Origin of the sequence: Actibacterium ureilyticum, assembly GCF_002285435.1 — a bacterium.
GTDB classification, from domain to species: domain Bacteria; phylum Pseudomonadota; class Alphaproteobacteria; order Rhodobacterales; family Rhodobacteraceae; genus Actibacterium_C; species Actibacterium_C ureilyticum.
Genome location: NZ_NSBT01000026.1, coordinates 369,225 through 392,766, shown reverse-complemented (window position 1 = coordinate 392,766; position 23,542 = coordinate 369,225). Strand labels below are relative to the sequence as shown.

Annotated in this window: 28 protein-coding genes; 15 read left to right on the top strand and 13 right to left on the bottom strand. The window is 64.9% G+C overall.

All coding sequences use genetic code 11. The features are described from left to right. Nucleotides 1–3: 3 nt before the first annotated feature. Both CLM60_RS10560 and CLM60_RS10555 read left to right on the top strand, forming a co-directional pair. Complete coding sequence (locus CLM60_RS10560; RefSeq protein ID WP_095589107.1) at nucleotides 4–1,023, top strand: glycosyltransferase family 2 protein; 1,020 nt, start codon at nucleotides 4–6, stop codon at nucleotides 1,021–1,023. A gap of 152 nt (nucleotides 1,024–1,175) precedes the next feature. Further along, complete coding sequence (locus CLM60_RS10555; protein WP_095589106.1) at nucleotides 1,176–2,153, top strand: phosphoadenosine phosphosulfate reductase; 978 nt, start codon at nucleotides 1,176–1,178, stop codon at nucleotides 2,151–2,153. Here the strand turns inward: CLM60_RS10555 and ureG are convergent. The 5 genes from ureG to CLM60_RS10530 all read right to left on the bottom strand — a co-directional run bounded on the left by ureG (nucleotide 2,138) and on the right by CLM60_RS10530 (nucleotide 5,341). After that, complete coding sequence (ureG, locus tag CLM60_RS10550) at nucleotides 2,138–2,761, bottom strand: urease accessory protein UreG (protein WP_095589105.1); 624 nt, start codon at nucleotides 2,759–2,761, stop codon at nucleotides 2,138–2,140. The two genes, CLM60_RS10555 and ureG, sit on opposite strands and share 16 nt — an antisense overlap. Nucleotides 2,762–2,795: 34 nt before the next feature. Further along, on the bottom strand, nucleotides 2,796–3,419 hold the full coding sequence (locus CLM60_RS10545; RefSeq protein ID WP_095589104.1) for an urease accessory protein UreF: 624 nt from the start codon (nucleotides 3,417–3,419) through the stop codon (nucleotides 2,796–2,798). Between the two features lie 3 nt (nucleotides 3,420–3,422). Then, nucleotides 3,423–3,920: an urease accessory protein UreE gene (locus CLM60_RS10540; RefSeq protein ID WP_095589103.1), complete on the bottom strand. Its 498-nt coding sequence runs from the start codon at nucleotides 3,918–3,920 to the stop codon at nucleotides 3,423–3,425. An 82-nt stretch (nucleotides 3,921–4,002) separates the two neighbouring features. Further along, nucleotides 4,003–4,233 (bottom strand): hypothetical protein, encoded by a 231-nt coding sequence (locus CLM60_RS10535; protein ID WP_176473852.1) that lies wholly within the window; start codon nucleotides 4,231–4,233, stop codon nucleotides 4,003–4,005. 166 nt (nucleotides 4,234–4,399) lie between these two features. Continuing rightward, the gene (locus CLM60_RS10530; RefSeq protein ID WP_245848357.1) at nucleotides 4,400–5,341 is read right to left on the bottom strand and encodes an alpha/beta hydrolase; all 942 of its coding nucleotides are present in this window, start codon (nucleotides 5,339–5,341) and stop codon (nucleotides 4,400–4,402) included. A 123-nt stretch (nucleotides 5,342–5,464) separates the two neighbouring features. On the opposite strand from CLM60_RS10530, the gene CLM60_RS10525 reads away from it, so the two are divergent. After that, nucleotides 5,465–6,076, top strand: a complete 612-nt coding sequence (locus CLM60_RS10525; protein ID WP_095589101.1) for a GNAT family N-acetyltransferase — start codon at nucleotides 5,465–5,467, stop codon at nucleotides 6,074–6,076. Between the two features lie 24 nt (nucleotides 6,077–6,100). On the opposite strand, the gene ureC is transcribed toward CLM60_RS10525, so the two are convergent. The 6 genes from ureC to CLM60_RS10495 are packed head-to-tail and all read right to left on the bottom strand — an operon-like array spanning nucleotide 6,101 to nucleotide 10,401. After that, nucleotides 6,101–7,810, bottom strand: coding sequence for an urease subunit alpha (gene ureC, locus CLM60_RS10520; RefSeq protein WP_095589100.1), 1,710 nt, complete (start codon nucleotides 7,808–7,810; stop codon nucleotides 6,101–6,103). Nucleotides 7,811–7,834: 24 nt separating this feature from the next. Next, nucleotides 7,835–8,152: an antifreeze protein gene (locus CLM60_RS10515; protein ID WP_095589099.1), complete on the bottom strand. Its 318-nt coding sequence runs from the start codon at nucleotides 8,150–8,152 to the stop codon at nucleotides 7,835–7,837. A 28-nt stretch (nucleotides 8,153–8,180) separates the two neighbouring features. After that, a complete protein-coding gene (locus CLM60_RS20920; protein ID WP_095589098.1) occupies nucleotides 8,181–8,909 on the bottom strand; it encodes a hypothetical protein in 729 nt (242 codons plus the stop codon). Nucleotides 8,910–8,922: 13 nt separating this feature from the next. After that, nucleotides 8,923–9,240, bottom strand: a complete 318-nt coding sequence (locus CLM60_RS10505; RefSeq protein ID WP_095589097.1) for an urease subunit beta — start codon at nucleotides 9,238–9,240, stop codon at nucleotides 8,923–8,925. A gap of 42 nt (nucleotides 9,241–9,282) precedes the next feature. Continuing rightward, nucleotides 9,283–9,585: an urease subunit gamma gene (locus CLM60_RS10500; protein WP_095589096.1), complete on the bottom strand. Its 303-nt coding sequence runs from the start codon at nucleotides 9,583–9,585 to the stop codon at nucleotides 9,283–9,285. 15 nt (nucleotides 9,586–9,600) lie between these two features. After that, entirely contained in the window at nucleotides 9,601–10,401 is an 801-nt protein-coding gene (locus tag CLM60_RS10495) for an urease accessory protein UreD (RefSeq protein WP_245848355.1), read from the bottom strand. Nucleotides 10,402–10,627: 226 nt separating this feature from the next. Here CLM60_RS10495 and pyrC point away from each other — a divergent pair, with 226 nt between their 5' ends. From pyrC to CLM60_RS10445, 10 genes are all read left to right on the top strand, one after another. Further along, nucleotides 10,628–11,668 carry a dihydroorotase gene (gene pyrC, locus CLM60_RS10490; RefSeq protein WP_095589095.1) on the top strand — a complete coding sequence of 347 codons (1,041 nt, stop codon included), beginning with the start codon at nucleotides 10,628–10,630 and terminating at the stop codon, nucleotides 11,666–11,668. A 116-nt stretch (nucleotides 11,669–11,784) separates the two neighbouring features. After that, a complete protein-coding gene (locus CLM60_RS10485) occupies nucleotides 11,785–12,465 on the top strand; it encodes an orotate phosphoribosyltransferase (protein ID WP_095589094.1) in 681 nt (226 codons plus the stop codon). A 190-nt stretch (nucleotides 12,466–12,655) separates the two neighbouring features. Next, entirely contained in the window at nucleotides 12,656–14,143 is a 1,488-nt protein-coding gene (locus CLM60_RS10480; protein ID WP_095589343.1) for a replicative DNA helicase, read from the top strand. Nucleotides 14,144–14,236: 93 nt separating this feature from the next. After that, nucleotides 14,237–15,289 (top strand): alanine racemase, encoded by a 1,053-nt coding sequence (gene alr / locus CLM60_RS10475; protein WP_095589093.1) that lies wholly within the window; start codon nucleotides 14,237–14,239, stop codon nucleotides 15,287–15,289. Then, the gene (locus CLM60_RS10470; RefSeq protein WP_095589092.1) at nucleotides 15,286–16,065 is read left to right on the top strand and encodes an MlaE family ABC transporter permease; all 780 of its coding nucleotides are present in this window, start codon (nucleotides 15,286–15,288) and stop codon (nucleotides 16,063–16,065) included. Before alr ends, CLM60_RS10470 begins: the two co-directional genes overlap by 4 nt. Next, on the top strand, nucleotides 16,062–16,808 hold the full coding sequence (locus CLM60_RS10465; RefSeq protein ID WP_095589091.1) for an ABC transporter ATP-binding protein: 747 nt from the start codon (nucleotides 16,062–16,064) through the stop codon (nucleotides 16,806–16,808). The genes CLM60_RS10470 and CLM60_RS10465 overlap by 4 nt, the downstream gene beginning before the upstream one ends. A gap of 188 nt (nucleotides 16,809–16,996) precedes the next feature. Then, nucleotides 16,997–17,332, top strand: a complete 336-nt coding sequence (locus CLM60_RS10460; protein ID WP_095589090.1) for a hypothetical protein — start codon at nucleotides 16,997–16,999, stop codon at nucleotides 17,330–17,332. A gap of 6 nt (nucleotides 17,333–17,338) precedes the next feature. Continuing rightward, entirely contained in the window at nucleotides 17,339–17,830 is a 492-nt protein-coding gene (locus CLM60_RS10455; protein ID WP_095589089.1) for a paraquat-inducible protein A, read from the top strand. Between the two features lie 99 nt (nucleotides 17,831–17,929). Continuing rightward, nucleotides 17,930–19,297 (top strand): DNA repair protein RadA, encoded by a 1,368-nt coding sequence (gene radA / locus CLM60_RS10450; protein WP_095589342.1) that lies wholly within the window; start codon nucleotides 17,930–17,932, stop codon nucleotides 19,295–19,297. A gap of 18 nt (nucleotides 19,298–19,315) precedes the next feature. After that, entirely contained in the window at nucleotides 19,316–19,876 is a 561-nt protein-coding gene (locus tag CLM60_RS10445; RefSeq protein ID WP_095589088.1) for a CvpA family protein, read from the top strand. Between the two features lie 86 nt (nucleotides 19,877–19,962). Here CLM60_RS10445 and CLM60_RS10440 read toward each other — a convergent pair whose 3' ends face one another. Continuing rightward, nucleotides 19,963–20,823 (bottom strand): alpha/beta fold hydrolase, encoded by an 861-nt coding sequence (locus CLM60_RS10440; RefSeq protein ID WP_095589341.1) that lies wholly within the window; start codon nucleotides 20,821–20,823, stop codon nucleotides 19,963–19,965. A gap of 233 nt (nucleotides 20,824–21,056) precedes the next feature. Here CLM60_RS10440 and purF point away from each other — a divergent pair, with 233 nt between their 5' ends. Together purF and CLM60_RS10430 are read left to right on the top strand one after the other, a co-directional pair. After that, nucleotides 21,057–22,511, top strand: a complete 1,455-nt coding sequence (gene purF, locus CLM60_RS10435) for an amidophosphoribosyltransferase (protein WP_095589340.1) — start codon at nucleotides 21,057–21,059, stop codon at nucleotides 22,509–22,511. Continuing rightward, a complete protein-coding gene (locus CLM60_RS10430; RefSeq protein ID WP_176473851.1) occupies nucleotides 22,508–23,080 on the top strand; it encodes a DUF2199 domain-containing protein in 573 nt (190 codons plus the stop codon). Before purF ends, CLM60_RS10430 begins: the two co-directional genes overlap by 4 nt. Here CLM60_RS10430 and queF read toward each other — a convergent pair. Next, nucleotides 23,077–23,541, bottom strand: a complete 465-nt coding sequence (queF, locus tag CLM60_RS10425; RefSeq protein ID WP_095589339.1) for a preQ(1) synthase — start codon at nucleotides 23,539–23,541, stop codon at nucleotides 23,077–23,079. The two genes, CLM60_RS10430 and queF, sit on opposite strands and share 4 nt — an antisense overlap. Nucleotide 23,542: the final 1 nt, after the last annotated feature.

The following is a 23,542-nucleotide window of genomic DNA, read 5'->3' as shown; positions in this document are numbered from 1 at the left end:
CCGATGCGCGCGCTGGCCGTCCTGACCGTCAAGAACGAGGGCGCGTTCCTGCTGGATTGGCTGGCCCATCACCAGGCGGTCGGCTTCACCGATTTTCTGGTGCTGTCGAACGATTGCGACGACGGGACCGACACGCTGCTGGACCGGTTGCAGACGCTGGGCCACCTGACCCACCTGCCCAACCCCGCGCCGCATCAGGGGGGCGTGCAATTCGCCGCACTGAAACGGGCCGACGCGCATCCGCTGGTGAAACAGGCCGACTGGATCATGACGCTGGATATCGACGAGTTCGTGAATATCCATGTGGGCGATCATACCCTGCCTGACCTGATCGGCGCCCTGCCCCGCGCCGATGCGATCCCGCTGACCTGGCGCTGGTTCGGCAATGCGGGCGTGGTCGCGTATCAGGACCTGCCGATCCCCGATCAGTTCACCCGCGCCGCGCCTGCGGTGCTGCACTGGCCCTGGCGCGCGGCGATGTTCAAGACGCTTTACCGCAACAATGGGATCTATCGGAAACTGGGCGTCCATCGCCCCCGCAGCCCCGATCCGGATAGGGTCGATGGCGCGGTCTGGATCGACGGCGCGGGGCGTAACCTGCCGTCCGTCTTTCGCCGCCAGCAGCTTTTTTCCCCTTTTGGCCGTGACAACTACCGGCTGGCGCAGCTCAACCATTATCCGCTGGGCGCGATGGAAAGCTATGTCGTGAAATGCGACCGGGGCCGCGCGGTGCACGAGGCCGATTCGCTGGGCATGGACTATTGGGTGGAACGAAACCTGAATACCGACACCGATCGCAGCATCGATTCGCTGCGGGTGCAGCGACAATCCCGCCGTCAGGCGTTGAGTGATGACGAAATCGTGAACACCCTGCACAAGGCCGCCGTGCAATGGCGGCATGACCGGTTCCGGACCTTGATGAAATCAGAGCCCAATCGCGCGCTCTTCGGCCGATTGTTGATGACACCGCCAACAAAGCCGCTAGATGCCGCGACGGCGGCGCGGATTTTGCGCCTGCGGTAAGCGGGGCGCGCTCGAAATTGGTGAATATTATATTTATGATACCGTAATCCTGTCCGGTTTGGCGCATATTTGGCGCTTAGGGTCAGGGCAAAGGGAAGTTGTAAGTTTCAGTATCGGTCCTGGACCGATGTGAGTGGGATAGAAAGACGCAGATGCAAGTCGGCAACGACGGCACCGCAGCGGGCGAATGGTATTCCAGCCTGGCGCGGTCGGTAGATGGTACAGGTGGTATCGAAAGTCTGGGAAACGGGTACAGCGCGCTGACATCGCGTCAATCGCACACCCTGCTGGTGACATTCGAATCCGTTGACAAGATCCTGGCGCACCGCCCGGAACAGACGCCGCTGGCGGCTGCGCTGGCCGATGAATCGGGAATGTCCTTTCTGACCCTGCTCAGCGAACGGCGCGCCTGGTATCGCGACCCGGTCGTCTATGCCTATTTCGACCGGCTGATCGACGAAGGGTATTTCGACACGTTCGACCGCGTGGTGTTCTATGGCGCGGGGATGTGCGGCTATGCCGCCGCCGCCTATTCGGTGGCCGCGCCCGGCGCGACGGTCATCGCGGTGAACCCCGTGGCCACGCTGGACCCGTCGGTCACTGGCTGGGACCGCCGCTATTTCCGCTATCGGCGGCTGAACTTCACCACCCGCTATGGCTATGGCCCCGAGATGATCGAGGCCGCCGCGCAGGCCTTTGTCCTGTTCGACCCCTATCGCCGGCCCGATGCGATGCATGCCGCGCTTTATACCAACCGCCATGTGCACATGCTGCGCTGTCGGCACCTGGGCAAGACGCTGGAAACCGACCTGGCCGCGATGGGCATCCTGGACGAGGTTCTGGATGCCGCGTGCGAGGGGCAGCTGACGCCCCAGATCTTCCACCGGCTCTATCGCGCGCGCCGCGGCCATGCGCCCTATTACGACCGGCTGCGCGCACAGCTCGAGGCCGAGGACCGCCCCTATCTGACCGCGCTGCTCAGCCGTGTGGCGGCGGCGAAATTCGGCCAGCCCGCGGACCGCGAACGGTTCGACGAACTGGAAGAGCTGCTGCTGCGGCAGGGGCGCAGCCTGCCCGGCACGCCTGCCGGGGCCAAGGCCCGCGATGCCCGTGGTCAGGGCCGGTCCTGAAGCCCGCCCGCGTCCTTCAGGAACTGCACGATCCGGTCGACGCCCTGCCCGCTTTTCAGCGCCGCCATGACAAAGGGCCGCGTGCCCCGCGCCGCCGCCGCATCGCTTTCCAGAAGATCGCGGTCCACGCCCACATGCGGCGCCAGATCGGTCTTGTTGATGATCAGCAGGTCCGAGCGCGTGACCCCCGGCCCCTTCTTGCGCGGAATGTCCTGACCCGCTGCCGTGTCGATCACGTAGAGCGTCAGATCGGCCAGCTCGGGGCTGAAGGTCGCGGCCAGATTGTCGCCGCCGGATTCGATGAAGATCACGTCCAGATCGGGAATTCGTTCGCGAAACGCCGCCACCTCGGCCAGGTTGATCGACGCATCCTCGCGGATCGCGGTATGCGGGCAGCCGCCGGTTTCCACCCCCTTGATCCGGTCCAGCGGCAGCACCTGCGCCCGCATCAGGTATTCGGCATCTTCGGACGTATAGATATCGTTGGTGATCACGGCCACGGAATAATCCTGTGCCATCGCCCGGCACAGCTGTTCGGTCAGCGTTGTCTTGCCCGCGCCCACCGGGCCACCGATCCCCACCCGCAAGGGCCCATGCGCATCCGCCATTCCGATCCTCCTTTTCGCGATTGTGCCGGGGCCGTCATGTGCGGAACAGCCTGACATCCAGCGTTTCATGTTCCATCGCCGCCAGGTCCGAGCCATAGGCACCGCTGGCCAGATCGTCCAGCCCGGCCGTCGCGGCCCAATCGGCCAGGTTCAGGATCAGCGGATGCAGATCGGCCAGCGCCTGTTGCCCCGCCGCCTGTCCCAGCGGCACGAAGCGCACCGCCGCCGACACCAGGTTCGACGTGAACGCATGCAGGTAAAGCGCGGCAACCTCGGACGCGGGCAGATCCAGCAGGCGCGCGGCCTGCCCCACGGCGGTGGGCAGCGGCTGCGGCGCAATGGCGGTGCCGCGCAGGGCATTGACCGCCTCGACAAAGGCGCGCCCCTGATCCTCGGCCTCTTGCGCGCGCTCGCGCGATGGGGCCAGCGCCCGCGCGGTATCGGCCAGATCGGCACCGTTCAGCGTCAGGCACAGCAGCACCGCATCGACCCGGCCCGTGCCGTGATCCAGCACCACCGAAAGCCAGTCGCACAAGCCCCCCGCATCCGTCACCCGCCCCGCCGCGATCGCCTGTTCCAGCCCGTGGGAATAGGCATAGCCGCCCACCGGAAAGGCCGGCGACAGCCATTGCGTCAGGGTCAGCAGGTCGGCGGTCATCGCTCAGCCGTGGCCGTGATGGTGGTGGTGATGGGGCTCATCGGGGCCATGGGAATGGCCCATCGTCCGCCCGTGGCCATAGGCCCCGCCCTCGGGCCGGAACGGCGCTGTCACTTCCGTGACCGTGCCGCCCAATCCGCGCAGCATCTCGGCCAGCACATGGTCGCGCTGGATGAACAGCGCGCTCTGGGTGATCTGACAGGGGGTGTGACGGTTGCCGATATGCCATGCCAGCCGGATCAGATGCGCGCCCGTGACCTGCAACAGCGGCTCGTCCGCCGGTTTCACCGCGATCACGCGCCCATCGGCCAGCAACAGGGCGGTCTCTTCGGTCAGGTTGGTGGTCTCGGCCAGGTTCACCAGAACGGTGCCGCCGCCATCGGTCGACAGCCGCTTGCGGCGCAGGAACCGCCCCTCGTAATCCAATGTCACCGTGTCGGCGACATCCTGCACCGCATCCGCCGGAGCGGTGCCAAGAACGGTTCCGTAATCGGTTGTCATGCGGCCCTCGTCTGTCTGTCGGGGCCAGCATAACGCGCTGAATTTCGGGCCGAAAGCCCAATCGCCGGTTCAGGCGAAGCGCTTACAGGTAATAGGACGCCCGAAACACGTGATGCACGATATCGTCGCGCTTCAGCCCAAGCTCGGCCAGCTCGGCATCGGATTTCGCCTGCAGCGCCTGGATGCGTTTCAGCCGCGGATTCTGTTCGGCCATGCGGACCAGCCCCCGGCCAAGGGCACGAAACGGCGCGCCAATCGCGGTCAGAATCCCGCCAGCCTGCGGCGCATTGGTGTTGGTGATCGTGGTTGCCATCTGGAAACTCCTGTCTGCTCACAAGGTTTCCTCCCTTCCTTCCAAATTAGGTCAGGATCGCTGACGGGACAATTGCAATCGGCGCAATGCTGCATTGCAGCAAGCGTGAAGGACTGGGCCGCTCCGCGCCTGTTACGGGCGGTGCCACGGCTTGCCCCGATGACGGCTAGTCGCCTTCGTAGCCCCCTTCGATCCAGTCGGAGATTGCGTCGAGCGCGCCGGGGGCGTAGGCATGGCGCCCCTCCAGCAGAAACCTGGCGACGGCATAATGCGACCAATCTTCGGACAGTTGCCAGTTATAGGCCGGCGCCTTCAACAGCCCATGCGTCGCGTCCGGCAGGACGATGATGCGGGTGGGCGCATCGCGTCCGGCCAGCGCCTGGCGAAAGCGTGCGGCGTTTCGAACCGGATCGACGTTCAGGTCCTCCGCCCCCCAGATCGCCAAAAGCGGAACGTCCAGCGCCATCAGGGCCTGCCGCGACTCTGCGCCGCGGTTCTGGCGGATGAACCGCCAGCGATCAGGGGTCATGCCAGCGGGCGCGTCATCTGCCGTGGCATTCGGGCCAAACGCGCGGTCGTCGGCGATGGCTTGCGCGGCAAGCGTGGCCGCGATGGTCGGCGCGTCCAGCCCCGCCTGGCGGAGCCGCATTCGCGTAAAATACGCCCCCTGCTGCTGCCAGGACATGGCCGCGCCCGCCAGGATCAGAAAATCCGCATCGGCGCGGGTCAACGATGGCAACACCCATCCGGCCTGCGAAAACCCAAGCGCACCGATGGCCGTTCCCTGAAAGCGCTCTTTCAAAAGATGAAGGACGGCGCGGGTTTCGTCCGCCCGGTCCGACATCGATTGCAGCAGCCAGTTGCCACCTGACGCGCCGACGCCGGGCTTGTCCCAGGACGCGACCGCGATTCCGCGATCGAGCAGGGCATTGATCAGGGGCGCGTAGCCGCCCGCCGACAATCGGTCTTGCGCGCCATCCCCGTGAACGATTGCAACGGCGGCGATCACCGCGTCATCGGGAAACCAAATCGTGCCCGATACCAGATTGCCCGAGACCGAGACCCCAAACGGCGCGCTGACCCGGCGGTCCAGATCGTGGTCAGCCAAACGCCAGAGTATCACACCCAACCCAAAGGCCAGAACAAGGCCGGCGGTCAGAACAGCCCGCAATATCATTTGAAATCAAACGTCTTCACAACCATTTCTATCGAAACATAGGAAGCGTCCGTCGTGAACACAATCGACCCAGCGAAGCCATTTACCGTCGAAACCGGTCTTCGGCCCGAGCACCGCCAACAGGCCGCCCGCGGCTATTGGCGCGCCTTTTCGCGCAAGCTTCGGTATCCGCTTGGGCCCGCGGACAAGGCCACGTCCTTTATCGAAAGCGTCCTGGACCCGACCCATGCCATCTCTGCCGTGTCGCATGACGGGCAGTTTCTGGGGATGGCCGGTTTCAAATCCGCCCGTGGCGCACTGGTCGGTGGTGGTTTCGGCGATCTGGCGCGCATCTACGGCTGGCTGGGGGCCACGATACGCGGCGCGCTGATCCATGTTCTGGAACGGGACTGCGCCGACGAAACGCTGCTGATGGATGGCATTTTTGTCGAGGCGTCGGCCAGGGGTCACGGTGTCGGAACAGCGCTTCTGCGCGCGGTCGAGGCGTACGCCGCGTCCATGGCGCTGAAGCGGATCAGGCTGGACGTCATCGACACGAACCCGCGTGCCCGCGCGCTTTACGAACGGGAAGGGTTCGCAGCAAGCGGCGTCCTGTCGCTTGGTCTGCTGAAGCCGGTCTTCGGGTTTTCCGCAGCGACACAGATGACGAAACCCGTCGGCGGCTGAACCGGCACCATCAACCGCCCCCCGTCAGAACAGGAAATACCGTTGCGCCATGGGCAGTTCGCTGGCCGGTTCACAGGTCAGCAATTCACCATCGGCGCGCACCTCGTAGGTTTCGGGGTTCACATCGATCTGGGGCGTGGCGGCGTTCATCACCATGTCGGCCTTCCCGATAGTGCGGGTGTTTTCCACCGGCAGCGTCGCCTTGCGCAGGCCCAGCGTCTGGGCGATGCAATCGCTTTGGGCGGCGTGGCTGACGAACAGCACCGACGAGTTTTCCTGCGACCGGCCAAAGGCGCCGAACATCGGGCGGCTATAGACCGGCTGCGGCGTGGGGATCGACGCATTCGGGTCGCCCATCTGAGCCATCGCAATCGTCCCGCCGACCAGCACCATTTCCGGCTTCACGCCGAAAAAGCCCGGGCTCCACAACGCCAGATCGGCGCGCTTGCCGACCGTGATCGAGCCGATATGGGCCGAGATCCCATGCGCAATCGCCGGGTTGATCGTGTATTTCGCGATATAGCGTTTGACGCGCACATTGTCGTTATCGCCGGTTTCTTCCGCCAGGCGCCCGCGCTGGACCTTCATCTTATGCGCGGTCTGCCAGGTGCGGATGATCACCTCGCCCACCCGGCCCATGGCCTGACTGTCGGACGCGATGATGCTAAACGCGCCCATATCGTGCAGGATGTCTTCGGCGGCGATGGTTTCCTTGCGGATGCGGCTTTCGGCAAAGGCCACATCCTCGGGGATGGCCTTGTCCAGGTGGTGACAGACCATCAGCATGTCCAGATGCTCTTCCAGCGTGTTCACCGTATAGGGCCGCGTTGGGTTGGTCGAACTGGGGATGACATGGCTTTCGCCCACCACCTTGATGATATCAGGGGCATGGCCGCCGCCCGCGCCTTCGGTATGGAAGGCGTGGATCGTGCGGCCCTTCATCGCCGCGACGGTGTTTTCCACGAAGCCGGATTCGTTCAGCGTATCGGTGTGAATCATCACCTGCACGTCCATGTCGTCAGCAACTGACAGACAGCAATCGATGGCGCCTGGCGTAGTGCCCCAATCCTCGTGCAGCTTCATCGCGCAGGCACCGGCCTTGACCATATCGACCAATGCCGCCGGTTGGCTGGCATTGCCCTTGCAGCTCAGGCCGAAATTGATCGGGAACGCGTCCAGCGCCTGCAACATACGCCCGATATGCCACGGCCCCGGCGTACAGGTGGTGGCCAGCGTACCATGCGCCGGGCCCGTGCCGCCGCCCAGCATGGTGGTCAGGCCGGAATGCAGCGCATCCTCGATCTGTTGCGGGCAGATGAAGTGGATATGGCTGTCGAAACCACCGGCGGTCAGGATCCGCCCCTCGCCCGCGATCGCCTCGGTCCCCGGGCCGATAATGATGTCGACACCCGGCTGAGTGTCGGGATTTCCCGCCTTGCCGATGGCGGCGATCATGCCGTCCTTCAGCCCCACATCGGCTTTATAGATCCCGGTCGCATCCACGATCAGCGCGTTGGTGATCACCGTATCGACCGCGCCCTCGGCCCGCGTGACCTGGGATTGGCCCATGCCGTCGCGGATCACCTTGCCGCCGCCGAACTTGACTTCTTCGCCATAGGTGGTCAGGTCACGCTCGACCTCGATCACCAGATCGGTATCGGCCAGACGCACCCGGTCGCCGGTGGTGGGGCCGAACATGTCGGCATAGGCAGCGCGCGAGATTTTTGCGGGCATGTGGGACCTTTCGTGAGAATGCGATTACCTGAGGCCGCGCGGCCCGCGCCGGGCCAGCCGGCGCGAGTTGTTGCGGGTGCGGCGGCGCAGCGGGCGCAGGCCCGCCGCCATGATCGTGACGGGCTGGGCCATGCGGAACGCGGCCACGCTCATCGCCAGACCGGATTCGCTAAACGCCTGGACCTTTTCCTGCACCATGCGCGAGTTTTCGGACGGCGCGACATGCCAGAACCCGCCAAGCCCCAGCAACCGCATCGAGATCACCATCTGCGCCTCGAATGCCAGGTGCCAGAACTCGGCCGACAGGCCGATCAGCTGGGTCGCATTGCTGGGTTTGAACATCTGGGTCTCCTGTCAGCCGCGATGGGGCTTATTCCTGGAACGGATTGTCGGGTTTGGCCGGGGTGCGGCGGGCACGGCGGGCGGCCTCGCTCGGGGCGGCGGGTTTCTTGGCGGGCGCCTCGGTCTTGGGGGCTGGGGCGGTGGATTTCGCCGTCGCCGCGCGGGTCGATTTGCGCCGCGTCGTGGCGGGCTTTTTCGCGACGGGGGTCGCCTTGGCCTCGGGCTTGGGCGCGGGCGCTGCGGCCTTTGTGGTCTTGGCCGCCGCACGGGCTGTCGCCGGTTTGGCCGCCTTGGGCTTGGCTGCCGGTTTCGGCGCAGGTTTCGCCGGTTCGGCCTTGGCCGCGGGCTTCGGCGCCGCGGGCTTGGCGGTCTTTGCCTTGGCCGGTGTCGCGGCGGACTTCACCTCTGCCTTGGGTTTGGCGGCGGGTTTCGCCTTGGCCGCGGGTTTCGGCTTGGCGACGGGCGCCTCGGCCACGACTTTGACGACCGCGGCGGATTTGGGTTTGGCGGCGGCCTTCTTCGGCGCCGGGGCCTTGGCCGCCGGTTTCTTGGCCGCGGGCGCGGGGTGCGGCTTGGCCAGCTCATGCGGGTCAAACTCCAGCAGGAACGGGTTCATCCGCACCGCCAGATCCACCCAAGCCTGCATCATCTGCATCTGGGTTTCCAGCAATTGCGTCTGGGTTTCCACCGCGCTGGTCCAGAACGACCACGGATCGGCGGCTTGGAAATATTTCGGGTCATAGTACGTATTCAACATGGTTTACGTCCTTTCACTCGGCGGTGTCCAAACCGCCCATGATCTGTTGATTGAAACCGAACACCCGTCGCGCCCCGGCCAAAGGCACCAGCGTGACATCGCGCGTCTGGCCCGGCTCGAACCGCACGGCAGTGCCCGCCGCGATGTCCAGCCGCATACCCCGGGCCCGATCCCGGTCAAAGTCCAACGCGCTGTTGGTTTCGGCAAAATGGTAATGGCTGCCCACCTGAACCGGTCTGTCGCCGGTATTCGCAACGGTCAGCGTCACGGTATCCGCGCCGTCGTTCAGTGTGATCTCGCCATCGGCGATGAAATATTCCCCGGGGATCATCGCGTTACCCTCCGTGTTGAAATCTGTGCCATCCGCATCGGCTCAGCGGATCGGATGGTGAACGGTCACCAGCTTGGTGCCGTCCGGAAATGTCGCCTCGACCTGAACCTCGTGGATCATCTCGGGCACGCCGGCCATGCATTGCTCGGCCGCGATGACCTTGGCGCCCGCCGCCATCAGGTCGGCCACGCTGCGCCCGTCGCGCGCGCCTTCGACCACATAGTCGGTGATCAGCGCGATCGCCTCGGGATGGTTCAGCTTGACCCCGCGCGCCAGCCGGTTGCGGGCGACCATCGCCGCCATGCTGACCAGCAGCTTGTCCTTTTCACGGGGGGTCAGGTTCATCGCGGTTTCTCCTTCCTAGATCTGCCAGACCCGCGGCAGCGGGCCCGGTCGCAGCACCGGCAACAGTCCGGCCAACGCCTTGCGCAGCGGATAGGCGTCGGGCGCCATCAGCCGCATGATTGCCTTGCCGTCCCAGCCCGTGACCGCACCGCGCACGCCATCGGCGGCGGCAAGCGCGGCACGCAACGGGCCAACGGCATCCTCGGCCCCCGGCGCCACCAGCGCCACGGTGGCCAGCGCCCGCGCCCCGTCCAGCCCGGCGGGCTGCCCCGCATCGGCCAACAGCGCGGGCGAAATCCCCGCCGGTTCGATCAGCACCGGCCGCCCGTCGCGCGTGACCACCCGGTGATCGCGGGCCTGCACATCGGCCAATGCCTCGCCCATCGCGGCCCGGCCCAGCACCAGCGTTTCGACCCACAGACAGGCCGCATCGCCCGCCAGCGCAACCTCGGTCCGGCGCGCCAGCCGGGCCCGGTCGAACAGGATGGTTTCCTGCGGCAGCCAGTCCAGCCGCCCGCCCGCCCCCACCGACAGGCGCAGGTCCAGCCGCGCCACATCGCCGGTGCTGGCATAGATCCGCTCGGCGGTCTGGGTGGTGGCCGTGGCCCGCACCCCCGCGCCCAGATCGGCGTCAAAGCGCATCCGGTCGCCCCCGGTCAGGCCGCCAGCAGTGTTCAGAAAGACGATTTCGGGGGCGGCGGCATGGCTGCGCGGCAGGAACACCTTGGCCGATCCCGACTGGTGCAGATCCACCAGCCGCACCCGCCCGGCATTGTCCGACAGGCGCACAGCCGCGCGACCGCGCGTGCGCTGCATTGCCTGTACTGCCTCGACCCCGTCCAACATGAATGTGGTTTACCCGTCAGCCGCTTCAGCGTCACCTTATCATATTGCTGCACCGCAGCAATGGTCGAGTTTTTGGCAGCCGCGTCAATTTTTGCGCAAATGCGCCCATTTTTCAGGCAGCACGCGAACCCTCCGCCAGTACGTGGCGCGCAATCGGCTCTGGAATCCGCAGGCCCGATTGTGTAACGCCGGGGGCATGACAACGTCCCTGACCCTCCGCCGCCCCGACGACTGGCACCTGCACCTGCGCGACGGCGCGATGTTGCAGGGCATCCTGCCCGAAACCGCGCGCCACTTCGCCCGCGCCATCGTGATGCCCAACCTGGTGCCGCCGGTGGTGACCGGGGCACAGGCCGCCGCCTATCGCGACCGGATCCTGGCCGCCCTGCCCGACGGCATGGCGTTCGAGCCGCTGATGACGCTCTATTTGACCGAAGAGACCGATCCCGCCGACGTGGCCGCCGCCCATGCCAGCGGACTGGTCAAGGCGGTGAAGCTCTACCCGGCGGGCGCCACCACCAACTCCGCCTCGGGCGTTACCGATTTCGAAAAGGTGCGCGGCGTGCTGGAGAAAATGGCCGAAATCGGCCTGCCGCTTTGTGTCCATGGCGAGGTTGTCGACGCGGATGTCGACATCTTCGACCGCGAGGCCGTCTTCATCGACACCGTGCTGGACCCGATCCGCCGCGCCACACCCGGCCTGCGCGTGGTGATGGAACATATCACCACGGCCGAGGGCGCGGCCTATGCCCAGTCGGGCGGCCCGGACCTGGGGGCGACGATCACCACGCACCACCTGGTCATCAACCGCAACCACATTCTGGTGGGCGGGATTAAACCGCATTACTATTGCCTGCCCGTCGCCAAGCGCGAACATCACCGCCTGGCGCTGCGCGCGGCGGCGACCTCGGGCCTGCCCTGCTTCTTTCTGGGCACCGACAGCGCGCCCCATGCCGACCCGGCCAAGGAAAGTGCGTGCGGCTGCGCGGGCTGTTTCACCGCCACCAACACCATGTCGATCCTGGCCCATGTGTTCGAGGAAGACGGCGCCCTCGACAAGCTGGAGCGTTTCACCTCGCTCAACGGCCCCGCCTTCTATGACCTGCCCGCCAATGACGCGCGCCTGACCCTGGAACGCGGCGGCCCGGTAACCTACCCCGACAAGATCGACACCGGCGCGGGCACCGTCACCGTTTTTGATCCCGGCTTTGCGCTGCACTGGCATGTCAAACCATGAGGCTTCATTGCTCCGCAAATACTCCCGCCGGAGGCACCCGGACCCACCGCTGGATGCCTCCGGCGGGAGTATTTATCGAACAATGAAACAGGCTCGCTTTTCATAGGACCCGACCGATGATCCCCAGCTCTTTCCCCGACAAGACCGAAATCGCCCGCCTGACAGCCCGGGCCCTGCTGGAAATCGGCGCGGTCGATTTCAACGCGCGCGAGCCGTTCATCTATGCCTCTGGCCTGCCGGGGCCGACCTATGTCGATTGCCGCAAGCTGATCTCTTATCCGCGGATCCGGTCGACGCTGATGGATTTTCTGGCCGTAACCGTGATGCGCGATGCGGGGTTCGAGGCGTTCGACAATATCGCGGGCGGCGAAACCGCGGGCATCCCCTTTGCCGCGCTGATGGCCGAACGGCTGGCGCTGCCGATGACCTATGTCCGGAAGAAACCCAAGGGCTACGGCCGGAACGCCCGGATCGAGGGCGCGATGACCGAAGGCCAGCGCGTGTTGCTGGTCGAGGATCTGACCACCGATGGCGGATCGAAGCTGAGCTTTGTCGACGCGATCCGCGACACCGGCGCGACCTGTGCGCATACGGCTGTGATTTTCTATTACGGGATCTTCCCCGACACGATCCAGAAACTGGGCGATCACGGTGTCAGCCTGCATCACCTGTGCACCTGGTGGGATGTCCTGCAGGAGGCCCGCGATTCCGCCGCCTTCGACGCCGAGACCCTGGCGGAGGTCGAATCGTTCCTGACCGCGCCCCGCGCCTGGCAGGACGCGCGCGGCGCCGGCTGAGGGCCGGCAGAATAACGCCGGGGAAGCTTGCGGGATCGGCGGCTTGGCCCTACAATATCTAGCAGATACGTGGCCCGGACACCCCAGATCGGGGTGATCCGAGCTATCCACAGGTTATTCACAGAAACATACAATTTGATCCCGTTGGCGCAGCCGATGTATGCCACAGGGCCAACAGGCGGGGGACAAGATGAACGAGATCGCCGCGATCCGGCAAGACCAACAGGGCAGTGACGAAACCGGGGAACTTCCCCACTCGATCGAGGCGGAGCAGCAATTGCTGGGCGCGATTCTGACGAACAATGACGTGTTCGACAGGGTTGCGTCCATCATCAAGCCCGATCATTTCTTCGACCCCGTGCACCGGCGGATCTATGAGCTGGCGGCGGGTCGGATCCACAAGAATGCGCTGGCCAGCCCGGTGACCCTGAAAGCCTTCATGGAGGATGACGAGGGTCTGAAGGAGCTGGGCGGACCGGCCTATCTGGTGCGGCTGGCGGGGGCGGCGATTTCCAGCTTTGCCGCGCGCGACTATGCCCAGATGATCTATGACATGGCGATCCGGCGCGAGCTGATCGAGCTGGGCCATGACATCGCCGGGCGCGCGGCCAAGATCGACGCCGAAAGCGAGCCGAAAGAGCAGATCGTCGAGGCCGAGCAGAAGCTTTACAAGCTGGGCGAACAGGGCCAGACCGAAAGCGGGTTCCAGTCGTTCCTGAGCGCGGTGACCGATGCGGTCAACGTGGCCAATGCCGCCTATCAGCGCGGCGGCGGCATGGCGGGCCTGTCGACCGGGCTGGTCGATCTGGACAAGAAGCTGGGCGGCCTGCACCCGTCGGACCTGTTGATCCTGGCCGGACGCCCGTCGATGGGCAAGACCTCGCTCGCGACCAACATCGCGTTCAACGTGGCCAAGGCATACAAGCGCGGCACCCGCACCGATGGCAGCGAAGGCGCGGTCGATGGCGGCGTGGTGGGCTTTTTCAGCCTGGAGATGAGCGCCGAGCAGCTGGCGGGCCGGATCCTGGCCGAGGCCTCGGAAATCTCCAGTCACAAGATCCGCCAGGGCGACATGACCGAGGGCGAATTCCGCCGCTTTGTCGAGGCCGCCAAGCAGCTGGAGGCCTGCCCGCTGTTCATCGACGACACGCCAGCCCTGCCGATCAGCCAGCTGGCCGCCCGCGCGCGGCGGCTGAAGCGGACGCACGGGCTGGACGTGCTGATCATCGACTATCTGCAGCTCTGCCGTGGTACCGCCGAAAACCGCGTGAACGAGATCGCCGAGATTTCGATGGGCATGAAGGCCATCGCCAAGGAACTGAACATCCCCGTGATCGCCCTGTCGCAGCTGTCGCGTCAGGTCGAAAGCCGCGACGACAAGCGCCCGCAACTGTCCGACCTGCGGGAATCGGGCTCGATCGAACAGGACGCCGACGTGGTGCTGTTCGTCTATCGCGGCGAATATTACAAGGAACGCGAGAAACCGGACGAGGCCGACCTGGCCGCGGTGGAAAAGTGGAAAGAGGACATGGAGCGTCTGCACGGCAAGGCCGAGGTCATCGTCGGCAAGCAGCGCCACGGTCCCATCGGCACGGTCGAGCTGTCGTTCGAGGCGCAGTTCACCCGGTTCGGCAACCTGGTCAAACCCTATCAGCAGGACGGGTATGACGGGTACTGAACCGGCCCGTCGGCAACGGAAATGACAGGGGCAAGGGACAGGGTCGGGATTTCTGGGGCTTGACCTTGGCCCCTGTCCTGTCAAAACCGCGATATGGCAACCGGACATCTGACAATCGATCTGGACGCGGTGGCGTCCAACTGGCGGGCGCTGGACCGCCTGAGCGGCGCGGGCGTGGAAACCGGCGCGGTGGTCAAGGCCAACGGCTATGGCCTGGGCGCGGACCGCGTGGCGCGGGCGCTGGCCAATGCGGGGGCGCGCAAGTTCTTCGTCGCCGCCGCCGAGGAAGGCGCCGAAATCCGCCAGGCCCTGGGCCGTGGCCCTGAGATCCTGGTGTTCTCGGGTCATATGCCCGGCGACACCGACATGATCGGCGATCTGGACCTGATCCCGATGCTGAATTCGGTCGATCAGCTGACACGCCACCTGGAGGCCCTGCCCGGCCGCAGGTTCGGCATCCAGCTGGACACCGGGATGAACCGGTTGGGGATGGAACCCGGCGAATGGGCCGCCGTGGCGCAGATCGCGCTGGCCGCCGGGCCGCATCTGGTCATGAGCCACCTGGCCTGTGCCGATGAACCCGACCACCCGATGAACGCCAGCCAACTGGCCGCCTTTCACGAGATGACCGACGGGATCGACGTGCCCCGGTCGCTGTCGGCCACGGGCGGGCTGCTGCTGGGGGCGGATTATCATTTCGACGTGACCCGCCCCGGCATCGGGCTTTATGGCGGGCTGCCCTATACGGATGCGACGCCGGTGGCGCGGATCTCGTTGCCGGTGATCCAGACGCGCGAGATCGCGGACGGCGAGACCGTGGGCTATGGCAACAGCTGGACCGCCGACGGCCCGGCGCGGATTGCCACCGTGGCGGCGGGCTATGCCGACGGGCTGCACCGCGCGCTCAGCAACAATTGCACGCTCTATCACGAGGGCACCGCCTGTCCGATTGCCGGGCGCGTGTCGATGGACATGATCGGCGTGGATATCACCCATCTGAACGGCACGCCGCAGATGCTGGACATCCTGTGCCCCGAACAGGGCGTGGATGCGCTGGCCGAGGCAGCAGACACCATCGGCTATGAAATCCTGACATCGCTGGCGGCGCGCTATCGCCGCACCTGGCTTGGGGGGCTGGCGCAATGATCCTGACACCCGTCGCCACGATCGGCCGGTCGACGCTTGCGCTTCTGGCGGGCATCGGATCTGTTTCCCTGTTCTTTTTCAGAACCTTGGCGGCCATGCTTACACCGCCGTTCTACTTTCGTGAATTCGCGCAGGCGCTGATCACCATCGGCTATAACAGCCTGCCCGTGGTGGGGATGACGACGCTGTTCACTGGCGGCGCGCTGGCGCTGCAGATCTATGCCGGCGGCGCGCGGTTCAACGCCGAAGAGGTCGTGCCATCCATCGTCGCCATCGGGATGGCGCGCGAGCTTGGCCCGGTTCTGGGCGGGCTGATGGTGGCGGCGCGCGTGGCCTCGTCCATCGCGGCCGAGATCGGCACGATGAAGGTCACCGAACAGATCGACGCGCTGGTGACGCTGTCCACCGACCCGATGAAATACCTGACCGTGCCGCGCGTGCTGGCCGCGACGATCAGCGTGCCGATCCTGGTGGCGGTGGGCGATTCCATCGGCATCTTCGGCGGCTATCTGGTGGGCACCGGGCGGCTGGGCTTCAACCCGGCGGCTTACCTGAAGAACACCGCAGACTTCCTTGAAATGTGGGACATAATGTCGGGCATCATCAAGGGCGCGGTGTTCGGCTTTCTGGTCGCGCTGATCGGCTGCTATCATGGCATGAACTCGGGCCGCGGCGCCCAGGGCGTGGGCCGCGCGACCAAATCGGCGGTGGTCAGCGCTTCGGTCATGATCTTCGCCGCCAACTATGTCCTGACAGAGCTGTTCTTTACCGCATGATCGACATCACCGACCTTCATAAAAGTTTCGGGACCAAGCGGGTCCTGCGCGGGGTCACGCTGAACATCCCGCGCGGCGAAAGCATGGTGATCATCGGCGGCTCGGGCACCGGAAAATCCGTTCTTCTCAAATGCATCCTTGGCCTTGTTAAACCCGATTCCGGCACCATCAAGGTCGATGGCAAGGACGTGACCAAGGTCGACCGCGACGCATTCCTGGCCGATTTCGGGATGCTGTTCCAGGGCGCCGCCCTGTTCGACAGCATGAGCGTCTGGCAGAACGTCGCCTTTCGCCTGCTGCGCGGCTCGCTGAAGCGCCCCAAGGACGAGGCGCGCGCGATTGCCGTCGACAAGCTGCGCCGCGTGGGCCTGGGCCCCGAGGTCGCCGACCTGTTCCCCGCCGAGCTGTCGGGCGGGATGCAGAAACGCGTCGGTCTGGCCCGCGCCATCGCCGCCGATCCGCGCATCATCTTCTTTGACGAGCCGACGACGGGACTCGATCCGATCATGTCCGGCGTGATCAATGACCTTATAAAAGAGATCGTTGTTGAAATGGGCGCAACAGCCATGACGATCACCCATGACATGAGTTCCGTCCGCGCCATCGCCGACAAGGTCGCGATGCTGCATGACGGGACCATAAAATGGACCGGCGACGTCGCTGATTTAGACACAACTTCAGACCCTTACGTCAAACAGTTCATCCACGGCGCCGCCGAAGGCCCCATCGCCGCGATCCGCTGATCCCGCCCCGCCATCCCCGCGCCACAATCTATGCATCTTGCCGCCGCATTCGGGATCGATAAAATTATCGTCAACTTGTCTTGGGCCGCGTCTTCTGCCGATGCGCCAGCCGGGAGTGGATCCGGTGGGACAAGCGACGCAACCACATGCCGGATGGGGATCCGGCAGGGTACTGGGAAGGAACGGCGATGGTTGAGATCCTGTCGATTGGTTTGTTTTTGCTGCTTTTGGTTCTGAGCACTCTGGGCGCCCGACGCACGATGTTGTCGCGCAGCGCGAATGTCATCCTTTATGCCGGGTTCACCGGAATTGCCGCAGTGTCGGCCGCCATGATGTTTTACGGCATCATGCAGGGCAACGCGGACCTGATGCAGGGTCTGTTCGCCGTGGTGACGCTTCAGGCGGCGTGGCTGTTCATGCGCGGCCTCAGCCATGTGCAGCGGTCGGCCCGCCGGGAAAGCGATCCCAGCTACAGCCCCCGCGATTACAGCCTGGCCTATCAGTTCGAACCGGTGCGCGTCTGATCGCCCATGGCGGACACGACCCCGCCCCCGGTCACGGACAGATCCCGCGACACCCGGCGTCTGGTCCTGCGGCTTGCGAACCTGAGCCTGCTGGTGCTGTTTCCCGTGGCCTGGTTCGCACCGCTGATGCGCGCGGGCCTGCTGCCGCTGTTCGGGCTGAATGAGATCTCGGTCATATCGGGGCTTCAGGCACTGTGGAAAAGCGATGTGTTCCTGGCGCTGCTGGTCACGGTCTTTGCGCTGTTTGCGCCATATCTGAAGACCATCGGCCTGGCGCTGGTGCATTTCCGGCTGGCCTCGCCCCGGATCCTGGGCGCGCTGCAGGTGATGGGCAAGCTGGCGATGGCGGATGTGTTCCTGATCGCGCTCTATATCGTGGTGGCCAAGGGCGTGGGCGTGGGCAAGGTCGAAACCGCCTGGGGGCTGTACCTGTTCACCGCCTGTATCCTGGCGTCGATCGGGGTGTCGTATTTCACCGACAAGCTGCGCAAATCCTAGTGCGCCCAACGGGTTGCACGGGAAAGCTGATGCGCTTTCGACCGCCCGGCGCGGCGAAAGCGCTTGCGGATGGCGGCCCCGGTTTGGCATGAGGGGCTCATGGCGAAATCACTGACCTTCACCTGTACGGCCTGCGGCGCGGCGCACCAGAAATGGGCCGGGCGTTGTGACGCCTGCGGGGCGTGGAACACAATTGTCGAGGAAGCGCCGCTGAGCGCGGGACCCGCGGCCAAATCGCTGGGCGCCAGCCGGGGCCGCGCGATTGCCCTGGGCGATCTGGCCACGACCGAGGCCCCGCCCCCGCGCAGCAGCTCTGGCCTGGGCGAGCTGGACCGGGTGCTGGGCGGCGGGCTGGTCCCGGCCTCGGCCATCCTGGTGGGCGGCGATCCGGGGATCGGCAAATCCACCCTGCTGTTGCAGGCCGCCGCGGCCTTTGCGTCATCGGGCCTGTCCTGCGTCTATGTCTCGGGCGAGGAAGCCAGCGCACAGGTCCGCATGCGCGCCCAGCGGCTGGGGCTGGCACAGGCGCCGGTGAAGCTGGCGACCGAAACCAACCTGCGCGACATCCTGACCACGCTGGAGGCTGAAAAACCCGATCTGGCGATCATCGACTCGGTCCAGACCATGTGGGCCGACAACGTCGACAGCGCGCCGGGATCGGTCAGCCAGGTCCGCGCCTGCGCGCATGAGCTGACGACCTTTGCCAAGCGCAAGGGCACCGCCGTCATCCTGGTGGGCCATGTCACGAAAGAGGGGCAGATCGCGGGCCCCCGCGTGGTCGAACACATGGTCGACACGGTGCTGTATTTCGAGGGCGAGCGCGGCCACCAGTTCCGCATCCTGCGCGCGGTCAAGAACCGCTTTGGCCCCGCCGACGAGATCGGCGTGTTCGAGATGACCGGCCAGGGGCTGGGCGAGGTTCCGAACCCCTCAGCCCTGTTTCTGTCCGACCGCGACACGCCCGTGCCCGGCTCGGCCGTCTTCGCCGGGATCGAGGGCACGCGCCCCGTCCTGACCGAGGTGCAGGCGCTGGTCGCGCCCTCGCCGCTCGGCACGCCGCGCCGCACGGTGGTGGGGCTGGACAGCGGGCGGCTGTCGACCATTCTGGCGGTGCTCGAGGCCCGCTGCGGCATCCCGTTTGCGGGGCTGGACGTGTTCCTGAACGTCGCGGGCGGCATGCGCGTGACCGAACCGGCGGCCGATCTGGCGGTTGCTTCGGCCTTGCTCAGTGCCCGAGAAGACACACCTTTGCCCGCAGATTGCGTTGTTTTCGGGGAAATCAGCCTTTCGGGGGCGTTACGTGCGGTCGGTCAATCGGAAAACAGGTTGAAAGAAGCCCAAAAACTTGGTTTTTCAACAGCAATCGCGCCGACCAGCACGAAGCTGGCCGGGGACGTGTCGGGGATGAAGGTGCTGAGAATGCCTGACCTGACGACTTTCGTAGGGGACATATTCGGGGCCGGATAACACCCGAAGGAGCGAGGCATGGAAGGTTTCACCATTATCGACGCGGTCGTCGCCGCCGTCATCATCCTGTCGGCCATCCTGGCCTATTCGCGCGGGCTGGTCCGCGAAGCCATGGCCATTGTCGGCTGGGTCGCCGCGGCGGTCCTGGCCTTCATGTTCGCCAAGCAGGCCGAACCGCTGGTCAGACAGATCCCGGTTCTGGGCGACTTCATCAGCGACAGCTGCGAGATTTCGATCATCGCCGCCTTTGCCGCGGTCTTTGCCGTAGCGCTGGTGGTGGTGTCGCTGTTCACACCGCTGTTTTCGTCGCTCGTGCAGCGATCCGCCCTGGGCGGGATCGACCAGGGGCTGGGCTTTCTGTTCGGCGTGGTGCGCGGCGTGCTGCTGGTTGCGGTGGCGTTCTTCGTCTATGGCGCGGTCATCACCTCGGACGATATCGAAGTGGTAGACAAGAGCCGCTCGGCCGAGGTGTTCGCCCGCCTGACCGACCGGATCGAAAACAACAGCCCCGAACAGGCGCTGGGTTGGCTGACCACCCATTACGAAAGCCTTGTGGGCGAATGCGGCGCGCCCGAGTAAAGATCTGACCGGGCCGACGGGGGGGTGGCCGGGCCTCGGCCCGGATCGCTTGTGGTCTTGGCGAGACCAAAGGCCGATACACGCAATCATGCGCCCCTGAGGTGGATCAGACATGCCTCGAGAATATCTGCGGGGCGTTCTTCGACAAGAAAGTGGCCTGCGTCAATGGCCTGCCCCACCGCATTGGGAAACCACGCCCGCCACGCCTCAAGTGGGTCCAGGTGATGATCAACCACCCCTTTGCGGCCCCAAAACACACTGCAAGGGATCTGACTTTTCTCACCTAAGCTCGCGCGATCATGCTCCAAATCGATGCTGGCCGCCGCCGCATAATCGCCGCACCATGCGGCAATGACATCCGGTTTGAGAGCCGCGCGTTCGTATTCGGCAAGCGCTTCTTTGGCAAAAGGCGTTTGTGTGCCGGCCAAGCCCAGCAATGCGGACTGCAAAAACAAGATCGGATTGCCCGCGATCAGACGGCGCGGCATCTCGCCGGGTTGCGCAAGAAATGTCCAATGATAATAACGCTTAGCCAGCCATTCATCCATAGTACGCCATACGTCGAGCGTCGGCAGAATGTCGAGCAGCACCACAGATTGCACAGCGCTCGGATGATCCAGAACCATCCTGTGAGCCGTGCGCGCGCCACGATCGTGCGAGATCACATGAAAGCGCGGATACCCAAGCTGTTTCATCAATGAAACCTGATCCTGGGCCATGGCACGGAAGCTAAAATCGCCGTCAAGGCAAAGAGAATCGCCATACCCGCGCAGATCAGGCGCGATCACGCGATACGATTGTGCGAGCTCTTCGGCAATCGGGTGCCACATCACATGCGTTTGAGGGTACCCATGCAGCAGCAAAAGCGGAGCGCCCTGGCCCCCGACCCGGGCGTGCACGGTGGCGTTTGGCAATTCAATGTCGATTTTTTCAAAACCGCTGAACATAATCTCGCTCCCCATAGCTCACGATGCCGATGCTAGGGGCGGGTTGCCCAGATTGGAACCTGCCGTTTTCCCCGCAGTGATGCTGGCAAACCGGCACAGCTCGCGCATCTTTTCAATTTTTTCGCAATCGGCGGCAAAGCTTTGTGATCCTTTCGTGACACCGCGGATCAATCGCTCTATTGAGGGGGCAATCTGACTGCCACGGATTCGGAGCCCCCGCCCTGATGCGCGCGATGCCCCCCAGCCACCCGTTCGACGACGACAAGCTAAAAGAGGAATGCGGCGTTTATGGCGTCATCGGCGTGACCGATGCGGCCAATTTCGTCGCCCTTGGCCTGCATGCGCTTCAGCATCGCGGACAAGAGGCCGGCGGCATCGTCAGCTATCACCCCGAACACGGGTTCAACTCGGCCCGCCGCTTTGGCTATGTGCGTGACAATTTCACCAAGGCCAGCCTGATGGAGACGCTGCCCGGCAGCCTGTCGATCGGCCATGTGCGCTATTCCACCGCCGGGTCCAAGGCCGCCGCGATCCGCGACGTGCAGCCGTTCTTTGGCGAGTTTTCCATGGGCGGCGCGGCGATTGCCCATAACGGCAACATCACCAATGCCGCCGCCCTGCGCCGCGAGCTGATCGAGCGCGGCTCGATCTTTCAATCCTCGTCCGACAGCGAATGCATCATCCACCTGATGGCGCGGTCGTTGCAGCGCAACATCCCCGAACGGATGCAGGATGCCCTGCGCCGGGTCGAGGGCGCGTTTTCCGTGGTCGCCATGACCCGCACCAAGCTGATCGGTGTGCGCGACCCGATGGGGGTGCGGCCGCTGGTGCTGGGCAAGGTGGGCGATGGCTGGGTGCTGAGTTCCGAGACCTGTGCGCTGGACATCATCGGCGCCGAGTTCATCCGCGAGATCGAACCGGGCGAAATGGTGGTCATCACCGAAAACGGCGGGGTCGAAAGCCAGTTTCCGTTCCGCAAGCAGGCGTCGAAATTCTGCATCTTCGAACATGTCTATTTCAGCCGGCCCGACAGCATCCTGGGCGGGCGTTCGGTCTATGAGACGCGCGAGAATATCGGCCGCGAGCTGGCCAAGGAAAGCCCGGTCGAGGCCGATCTGGTCTGCCCCGTGCCCGACAGCGGCACGCCGGCGGCCATCGGCTTCAGCCTGGAAAGCGGCATTCCCTATGCGATGGGGATCATCCGCAACCAGTATATGGGCCGCACCTTTATCGAGCCGACCGAGCAGATCCGCAATATGGGCGTCCGGCTGAAGCTGAACGTCAACCGCGCCCTGATCGAGGGCAAGCGCGTCATTCTGGTCGACGACTCGGTCGTCCGGGGTACCACCAGCCGCAAGATCAAGGAAATGATCCTGGATGCCGGCGCCAAGGAAGTGCATTTCCGCATCGCCAGCCCGCCGACCGCCTGGCCCTGTTTCTATGGCGTCGACACGCCCAACCGCGAAAAGCTGTTGGCCGCGACCATGTCGGAAGAAGAGATGCGCCAGCATCTTGAGGTCGACAGCCTGAAATTCATCTCGCTCGACGGGCTGTACCGCGCGGTGGGCGAGGCGCAGGGCCGCGACGCCAAGTGCCCGCAATATTGCGACGCCTGTTTCAGCGGCGAATACCCCGTGGCCCCCAGCGACATGATCGAGAAAGGCTTCGTGCTGAAGGCGGCAGAGTGAATCTGCTGGATCTGGACGCGCGCTGGCGCCGGTTCCACGACGCGGACCGGGCCTGTCCCTGCTGCGGGCAAACGTTTTCGGGCCTCTTCGATATCGGCTTCGACCACCCCGATGGCTGGCCGCATGACGCGCGCGCCGATAGCGGGCAGGACGTGTTGCAAGTCGGTGCCGACAAGCTGAGCGCGGATCTGTGTCGTTGGGACGATCACCGCTTCATCCGCTGCACCCTGCCCCTGCCCATCCGGGGCAGTGACGAGGTGTTTCATTTCGGCGTCTGGGCCAGCGTGCATCCCGACCGGTTCGACGATTACGTCAACGCCTGGCAATCCGACGACTGGTCGGGGTTTCCGGGCTGCTTTGCCTGGCTGATGAACGCCCTGCCGGGGTTCGACGTGGACGACCCCATCGCCTGTGACCTGCGCCCCGGCGATGACGGCCAACGCCCCACGCTGCACGCCCATGACGGGCCGCTGGCCAAGGCGCAGGAAAACGGCATCAGCTTCGATGATCTGCTGGATATCTATGCCGCCACCGGCAACGACATCCGCCCGCATCTGGCCGACGGTTAGCCCCGCCCGCGATAGGGCGGCACGCCCTGATCGGGGATCCAGACGCCCTGGGGCACCGCGCCGGTCTGCCAGAACACGTCGATGGGAATGCCCCCTCGCGGATACCAATAGCCACCGATGCGCAGCCATTGCGGCTCCAGGAAATCGACCAGCCGGCGCGCGATGGAGATCGTACAATCCTCGTGAAACGCGCCGTGATTGCGGAACGATCCCAGAAACAGCTTCAGCGATTTGCTTTCCACCAGCCAATCGCCGGGCACATAGTCGATCATCAGATGCGCGAAATCGGGCTGACCCGTCATCGGGCAGAGCGAGGTGAATTCCGGCGCGGTGAACCGCACGCAATAGGCCACATCGGCCTGCGGGTTCTGCACCCGCTCCAGCTCGGCCTTGTCGGGGCTGTCGGGCATCACCGTGTCGCCGCCCAACTGCTTGAGATTGCTGTAAATACTCTCTTCCATC